Source organism: Dryocola boscaweniae, assembly GCF_025215095.1.
Classification (GTDB): Bacteria; Pseudomonadota; Gammaproteobacteria; order Enterobacterales; family Enterobacteriaceae; genus Dryocola; species Dryocola boscaweniae.
In genome coordinates this window covers 1-8792 of the sequence record NZ_JALHAP010000058.1, presented here as the reverse complement: position 1 = coordinate 8792, position 8792 = coordinate 1, and the positions used below count along the sequence as shown (strand labels likewise).

The 8792-nt window shown below is 54.6% G+C and carries 1 protein-coding gene; it reads right to left on the bottom strand.

Features of this window, described 5'->3' with window-relative positions; translation table 11 throughout:
- A partial coding sequence (locus MUA00_RS00345; RefSeq protein ID WP_408639680.1) for a beta strand repeat-containing protein occupies positions 1-8792 on the bottom strand: 8792 nt, incomplete at both ends.

Sequence of the window (8792 nt, the reverse complement as noted above, 5' to 3'; positions counted from 1 at the left end):
TTCTTACCGGGCGCCGCCAGGCTCCAGGTATCTGCGAGCGTAATATTGTTGATGCTTCCGTTTATACTCTCAAGCGCCACCGTTTTACCGCTGATGGTTGAGCCGATGTTATTGATGTCGCCCAGCGCGCTCAGTTGCAGCCCGCCGCCCGCGCTTATCAGCCCGGCATTCAGGTTGCTGATGCTGTTGTCGCTGTTGATGCTCAGGTTATTGTTTGCACTCAGCGTGCTGCCGCTGTTGGTGATGTTCCCACCATTCAGGGTGACATTATTGCCGGCAATCACGCTGCCGTTATTCACCGTGACGTCTTTCGGCGAAAGATAGAGTTTTGGTACCAGCACCGTTTCACCGTTGATGACGGTCGCTTCCCACCACAGGATGCTGTGGTCGAGAGCGGCAATCTGGTCAGCAGTCAGTGCTACACCAAAGTTCAGGCCGAGGGACTGTTGCGCACGGGCAGCGTTATCCATCAGATACTGCATCTGCTCAAGATCGGAACCCACACCATTGAGATAACGGTTGCCGGTCTGGTTAAGCATGGCATTACTGACATAACGCGTATCAAAGGCCGCGTCCCCCAGGAAGCGGTAGTCGTACTCTGGTTTCAGGTTGAGCCTGTCCAGGAAGTAAGAAGAACCGAGGAATTTATTTTGATCTGTGTAAGCGCTGTTGGTTTCACGCGGGGCGCTGCCGGGTTTAACCCCCATCAGATCGTAGAGATCGCCAAACAGCGACGGATCAAGCTGGCCGAGACCATCCAGTTTAGGGTTAGTGGCGATGAGATAAGGGCTTTTCGGATCGCTGACAGCAACAAAATAGCCGTTGTTACTGGTCGGTAATGGGTAGGCGCTTAAATCCACAGCACGAATGTTTACCGTCTCAGCATTGCCGGTAGAAGCTTTATATCCATTCAGGCTGGCCGAATTGCCGGACAGGGAGGAGGTATTGCCGCTGGCGGCAGCATAGTTATTCAAACTACTGCCCTGACCACTGAGATTTACCCCGTTACCGCCGTGGGTGCTGTAATCATTCATACCGACGGCATTACCATTAATATCCACTGTGCCGCCAGAGGCGCCGTATTGGTTCAACCCAACCTGACCACCATTCAAGCTAATGGTATTGCCCTGTGCGGTATTAAGGCTGGCAAGGCTTCCACCACCGTTGATTTGTTGCAATGCATTCTGCAACTGATCCTGCCACTGCGGCGAACCAACGGTTACTTTATCCGCGCTGGCGAGATTCTGCTTCTGTACGCCGCCGCTGATATTCTGGTTGCTAAGAGTGTTAAGTGATGGCGCAGAAATAGTGGTGCTTACGCCACCCGCGTTGGCCGTGGTAGTGGTGTTGCTAATGTTATTTGTGAAATTAGCAACGACGTTGCCGCCAGCCTGGATTACGGCGCGGTAAAGTTCACCCAAAACGCTTTCAGATGTTCTTCCTGTCAGCCTATAAACAAAAGATGAATAGGAGAGAGGTAATTTGTAGCCATCTTCTGAAGTTTGTCCCCCGGTGGAAGACTCATAAATGTATTGATAGTAATTAGCAGTCGTTCCGGATTGATAGCTCGCGTTATTTAGCTGATTTCCAGAAAGAACCGTGTCATTAGCACTCAGGATAAAACTAGCCTGATTTTCCAGGGCTCCAGCGTTAACGAGAAGATTCCGTCCCGATGAAATGCGAGCCGCGCCTCCTGTTGCCGTAACTTCAAGGTGATTTGTTACGTCAGCAAAAGTCTGCGTCATAGCTTCAGACGTGGGCTTATACATAGTGTGATAGATATCGTACTCTATCGCGCAGGTACAGTTCCGATAACCTCTTGTTGTCCATTGTTCTAAAGAGTAAGCGGTTGTTGGCAGGTCTCTGACATATATAGATAGCGTGTCGTCACCTACACCAGAGACCAAAGTTGATGTTTCATTCCAGCTACTTACATTCAGACCATCACGCTCATTTAGCAGATGCCCGGTCTTAATCGTAATATCGCCGTTCTGCGTTTCAATCGCTCCGGAAGTATTCACCACTTCGGTATTGGCATTACCTGCCGCATCTCGCTGCATCCAAAGACTATTGCCCGCAAGAATATCGCCGCGCTGGTTGCGGATGCTGTTGGCTAACAGGCTCATATTATTGCCCGCATATAGCAGCGCGGTATTCAGTAAAGTACCGGTTGCGCTAGCGGTCAGGCTGCCGCGCGTACCGGTAAAACCGTTGAATACAATATCGCTGGCGCTGGTCAGCGCGATATCGCCACCAGATTGCAGCGTACCTGCGGCATTCATTGCGATACGGCTGCCGCTCAGGTTGCTGGCAGCAGTGCCAGCGGTCAGTTGACCATTGTTAGTCAACACACCACCAGCGCGGATGTTCAGCCCCTGGCCCTGCATCACACTCTGGTTAGTGATGTTGCCGTTACTACTCAGCGTCAGTATGTTGCCTGCCGCCATCACGTTGCGGGTAGTAAAGGCGTTCGTCAGGCCAACGGTCAGATTGCCGAGCGCTACCACCTGGCCGATCTGATCGAAACCGGCACTGTTTAACAACAGATTGCCGCCGCTGAACAGTTTACCCGCAGCCTGATGGGTTACCTGGTTTGCGGTGATAGTGAGTTGATTATTGCCCAGAAGCGTGCCGCTGTTGGTCAGCCCTTGATAGTTCGAAGTCAGGTTCGCTGCCTGAATGGTGCTCTGATTGTTGAGAGTGTTACCGGTCAGCGTTGCCTGCTGATCTGCCAGCAATGTACCGTTATTAGAAGCGCTGGTCGCGTTCAGCAGCAGCGTGGTGGCCTGCATCCAGCCGTTATTAGTCAACCCAGCGGTATTTAACGTTAGATCGCTACCGAACAGTAGCTTGCCATCGTTACGCGTCGAGTTAGCAGCATCGATACGCGAGCTGGTCCCTCCCTGTAAAACGCCGTAGTTGATAAGATTCGGAGTAGTGACAATTAGCCCTTTCTGGCTGAGGATAGAACCCGCTGCGCTGTTGGTCAGGTTGCCGGTGAGTGTAAGCCGAAGGCCGTTATCTCCCTGAATACGTCCCTGATTATCCAGCGTGCCGCTGGTGATTTGCGTATCGCCGCCCTGTATGCGGCCAAGGTTAGTGACCGAAGCCGCATTGAGCGCCAGCGTGCCGCCCGTCAGCAGCGTTTTGCCCTGCTGCTGATTAAACGCGCCATTAAGCGATAACGTTAAACCGTTAACTCCACTGGTTTCGCCGCTATTGTTGAATGTGTTTCCACGCAGCGTGAGGTTTTTGGCAATCCATTGTCCGTTATTCGTCAGGCCCAGGGCCTGTAATGCCGCACTGCCGTTAGCAGTGATTTTGCTGTTTGCTGCCGAAAGCAGATCGCCGCTCAGCGTCAGGTTCATCCCATCGGCACTTTGGATCGCACCGTTGTTTTGCAACTTATTGGCGGTAAGCAAAATTTGCTGTCCCTGCCAGCTACCGTTGTTAGTAATGTCGCCGCCGTTTATGTTCAGGATGCCCTGAGTGAGCAGTGAACCGCCGTTGTTGTTAGTCAGCACTTGCAGTGGCTGCGTCATTAACAGACGGGCCTGAAGGTTTTGTGCAGCCTGAAGCGTCAGCGACTGCAAACCGATTAGCGTACCGCTGTTGTCAACCTGGCCATTACCCACGTTCAGGTTGCCACCCTGTATACTGCCACGGTTGACCAGTTTGTTACCGATAAGAGTGACGTTGCCTTCGCTAAGCAGTGCGCCGGTATTGGTCAGTTGCGCGCTGTTGACCTGGGTTGTACCCTGGCTCAGTAAATGGCCGCTATTGGTCAGGTCACCTGCTACGGTAATATCCAGTGTGTCGGTCCCGAGGGTGCTGCCGGTGTTATTCCATACTCCGCTGTTCACCTTTACTTTCTGACCCTGCAGGGTACCGCCGTTGATCAATTGAGTGGTCGTAAGATCGAGTACGCCGTCGGTTAATAGCCGTCCACCGATGAGGTTGTTCAGGCCAGTACCCGTCAGGGCCAATAAATATGCCCCCTGCAATAACCCCTGGTTAGTGGTATTCGTAACGTTTAGCGTCAGACGATCGCCGGCTATCTGTCCATCATTAACCAGCTTGCCACCATTAAAGTTCAGAGCCTGCTTTGCCAGTAACCGACCATCCTGCTGACTGGTCAACTGCTGGTTCACTTTCAGTTGCAGGCTGTCAGCCTGAAAAGTACCGTGGTTGTCCAGATTTTCAGCATTAAGGGTTAACAGGGCCAGGGCGATAATCAGACCGCTATTGCTCTGTTCTGCAGCATCAAGGCGCATATCGGAACTGCTGATAAGCTGCCCACCGGCCCGATTTGTCATTGAACTGTTGGTGAGTATGAAACCGTTATTACCCTGTAGAGTCCCGCGGTTATCGAGACTGCCGCCGGACAAGCTGACGGTGTCTGCGGCCAATTGCCCGCTATTATCAAAGGCCTGTGCATTGAGCTGTAAACTGCCCTGACTTAAGAGCAGGCCTGTATTGTTGAAGTCACCATTTATCCTGGCGTTCAGGCTCTGCAAGGCCAGCGCACGACCGCTGTTGCTCCAGCGATTGCTGATAAGGGACAGAGAATTACCCTGCAGCAGGCCAGCATTATCAAGCTGCCCGAAATTGAGATTCAGCGCGCCATCGGTAAGTATCTGCCCTTCGGTAAGATTACTCAGCGCGGAGCCGCCGAGCGTCAAGCTACTATTACCCTGTAACAGACCACTACTAATGATGCCATCGCCGGTGAGGTCAAGGATGTCGCCCGCCATGACCCCACCGTTATTGCTGATAGTGCCGGTCTGCGCGGTTAATGCCTGTTGCGCAAGCATCTTTCCATTTTTTTGATTGGTCAGCGCACCACTCAGGATCAGGTTAATATTCTGTGCCTGCAGAGTCCCGCTGTTATCAAGATTTGCAGCATTCAGGGTGAACAATTTATTGACCTGCAATGCTCCGGCATTGATCAGTTTTGTCAGGTTTAACGCCAGCGCGCCACCGCTGATAAGTTGCCCGCCAACAAGGTTGCTAAGCTGCGAGGTGTTAAGAGTCAGAAGCGAGTTACCCTGCAACAGGCCATTATTGCTCAGGATGTCCGCGCTGATTATCAGGTTGTTTGCTGCCAGGGTACCGCCGTTACTGAGCGTCTTTGCCTGCAGTCGCATATCGGTCTGGCTCAGCAGGATGCCATCGCTGGTCAACGTACCGCTAACCATGCCAGTCACGCCATGACTGCCGAGCGCATTTCCGCTATTACTCCACTCTCCGGCATTCACCGTTAGAATGTCGCCCTGCAACAGGCCCTGGTTGTCCAGCAGATCGCCTGTCAGATTCAGTCCCTGGCCACTGATGAATTGTCCAGCCAGAGTATTGGTGATGTTCCCTTTTGTTACCGTTAAGACGTGGTTACCCTGAATAAGCCCACCGTTGAGCAGCTTGTCGGTATTAAGTGTGATGCTGTCAGCCGCCATCATCCCACCGTTCGTCAGGGTTTTTGCCGTGAGTTGCAGCGCCTGCTGACTGAGTAGTCTGCCATTACCAGTCATTTCGCCATTTATTGTGGCGGTTACACCGTTTTGACCGAGAGTATTGCCGTCATTACGCCATTGCCCGGTATGAACAGTCAGAATGTCACCTTGCAACAAGCCGCTATTGTTTAGGCTCGTGGCATCCAGCGTCAGGCTGCCGTCAGTGATTATCTGGCCAGTGGCCTGGTTGTCGAGGTTGGGTACTGTCAGGTCAAGCTGTGTACTCCCCTGCAACAATCCCCTATTAATCAGATAATTACTATTAATGGTGAAACGATCTGTCGCCAGCACGCCGTCGTTAACCAGTAATGGAGTAGTGAGATCCAGCACCTCCTGCGCCAGTATCCTGCCATCCGCCTGGTTAACGATCTGGTTTTGCTGGGCCAGCGTGATATCGCGGGCCAGCAACTGACCCCGGTTATCCAGGCTGTCGCCGCGCACCGTCAGGCTCTGGCCCTGCATAATGCCGGTGTTAATCAGCCGCAGGAGCGCAGCGGTCAGGGCGCCGTCAGTCAGCAGTTCACCCTGGCTGCTCAGGTCCGCTGCGGTCAGAGCCAACGCCATACTGCCCTGCATCCGGCCGCTGTTGATGACGGTGGCGGCATCCAGTGTCAGGGTGTCGCCGGCGGCAACACCGCTGTTGCTGACACGGTTGCCTTTCAGCGCCAGCGCATCCTGCGCCAGCAGTTTACCGTTCTGCCTGTTGGTGATATCGCCGCGCTGGCTGAGCGTCAGCCTGCGGGCGTTAATTTCCCCCGCATTATCCAGCGACGTGCCATTCAGCGTCATGTCGAGGGCGGCTTTGATCAGCCCGACGTTGACCAGTTGCGGAATGGTCAGCATCAGCCCGCTGCCACTGAGGATCTGGGCGCCGGCCTGGTTGCTCAGCACGTCAGCATTCAGCGCCAGGCGATTGTCGCCCTGCAGCGTGCCACTGTTTGTAGTCGTCGTTGTGGTAAGTTCCAGGTCGCTGGCGGCCAGGGTGCCGCTGTTGGTTAAAGCAGGAGCGCTGAGGCGCAGGACATCCTGCGCCAGTATCCTGCCATCCGCCTGGTTAACGATCTGGTTTTGCTGGGCCAGCGTGATATCGCGGGCCAGCAACTGGCCCCGGTTGTCCAGGCTGTCGCCGCGCACCGTCAGGCTCTGGCCCTGCATAATGCAGGTGTTAATCAGCCGCAGGAGCGCAGCGGTCAGGGCGCCGTCAGTCAGCAGTTCACCCTGGCTGCTCAGGTCCGCTGCGGTCAGAGTCAACGCCTTACTGCCCTGCATCCGGCCGCTGTTGATGACGGTGGCGGCATCCAGTGTCAGGGTGTCGCCGGCGGCAACACCGCTGTTGCTGACACGGTTGCCTTTCAGCGCCAGCGCATCCTGCGCCAGCAGTTTACCGTTCTGCCTGTTGGTGATATCGCCGCGCTGGCTGAGCGTCAGCCTGCGGGCGGTAATTTCCCCCGCATTATCCAGCGACGTGCCATTCAGCGTCATGTCGAGGGCGGCTTTGATCAGCCCGACGTTGACCAGTTGCGGAATGGTCAGCGTCAGCCCGCTGCCACTGAGGATCTGGGCGCCGGCCTGGTTGCTCAGCACGTCAGCGTTCAGCGCCAGGCGTTTATCGCCCTGCAGCGTGCCACTGTTTGTAGTCGTCGTTGTGGTGAGTTCCAGGTCGCTGGCGGCCAGAGCGCCGCTGTTGGTTAAAGCAGGAGCGCTGAGACGCAAGACATCCTGCGCCAGTATCCTGCCATCCGCCTGGTTAACGATCTGATTTTGCTGGGCCAGCGTGATATCGCGGGCCAGCAACTGGCCCCGGTTATCCAGACTGTCGCCGCGCACCGTCAGGCTCTGGCCCTGCAGCAGACCAAAGTTGGTCAGTTGTGGTGTGCTCAACACCAATGCACCGTCGGCTACCAACTGTCCGGCGTTGTTAACGATAGAAGCATTGAGCGTCACCCCACGCTGCGCCAGCAGCTTACCGGACGCCTGATTGTCAAGCGCACCACTCAGGGCAACGGCAATATCCGCCGCCTGTAATGTGCCACGGTTATTCAGTGACAGCCCATCAATCCGCAGATTCTGTCCTGCAATGAGAGTGCCGCTCTGGTCGATTGCATCACTATTCAGACTAAGGTTACCGGTAGCCTGTAGCAGGCCAGTGGCTGTGAGCGTCCCGCTCTGAACGTTAATTGTCTGCCCGGTTCCCTGGCCATTGTGAGTCAGCGTTCCGGTATTGTTTATCTGTAAGGTATTTTTCGCAGCCTGGGTACCGGCAAGATTTGCCTGCTGCGCATTCAGTATCAGGCTTTGTTGGCTCTGTAACTGCGAACCGGCAAGGGTGTTGAACTGGCCGCGGCTGGTCAGCGTGGCATCCTGCTGAGCAAAAAGCTTACCGCCCAGCTGCGCGCTGCCAGTATCAATGTCTACCGCACCATTACTGGTCAGCAGACTGTTGTCGCTACTGGCCAGTTGTCCACTGCGCAGGGTAATACCGTCGTGACCGTTCAGGACGCCAGACAGCAGTAAAGTATCGGCCGTGGCCGAAAGGTAGCCGTCGCTCAATAACTGGCCGCCAGCGCCAACGTTCAGCATATCTGCCACATTGAGATTCAGATTATGACTGCTGCTGAACAGTCCGCTGAGCGCCATATTCTGCGTGGACAGCGAGATATTCCCACCGCTTTGCCACTGCCCGCTGTTGTTGAGGGTGGCGGCGGTCAGCCACTGATCCCCCATGCTTTGTACGCTTCCGTTATTCGTCAACGTATTGGCGGAAATCCGTGCTGTACCTTTTGCACTCAATTTCCCGCTGTTCGCCAGGGTATCACTGCTGAGAGTGATATTTTTCCCGGCAACAAATTGCCCCTGATTGTCGATCTTTCCAGCCACGCTGGCGGTAATATTATTTGCCGCATCTGCGCGGCTATTGCCTCCCTGCGTTAAATCACGGGCAGCCAGATTCAGATCTTTCCCGGCGGTAAGCGTGGCATTGCCAAGCGTTATTTTCCCCTTACCACTCAGGGATATATCCCCATCGCTGGCAAGCTGCGCATTGTCTACCGTGATATCGGTTTGTACATTTACGGTAAGTGCGCCGCTTGCTTTGTTTTCGCCTTTGAGCGCAACGCTTTCACCTTTCGCCACCAGACTACCACTGGCAAGGCTGCTTTTAAGCGCAAGTTTGCCGCTGGCATCGAGCGTGATGTCGCCCTGGCGTGCATTCAGGTCGCCAAGGTTAACGCCCACCCCTTTTTCGCTGGAAACAAGATGGATACGGTTGGCGTACATGCCGCC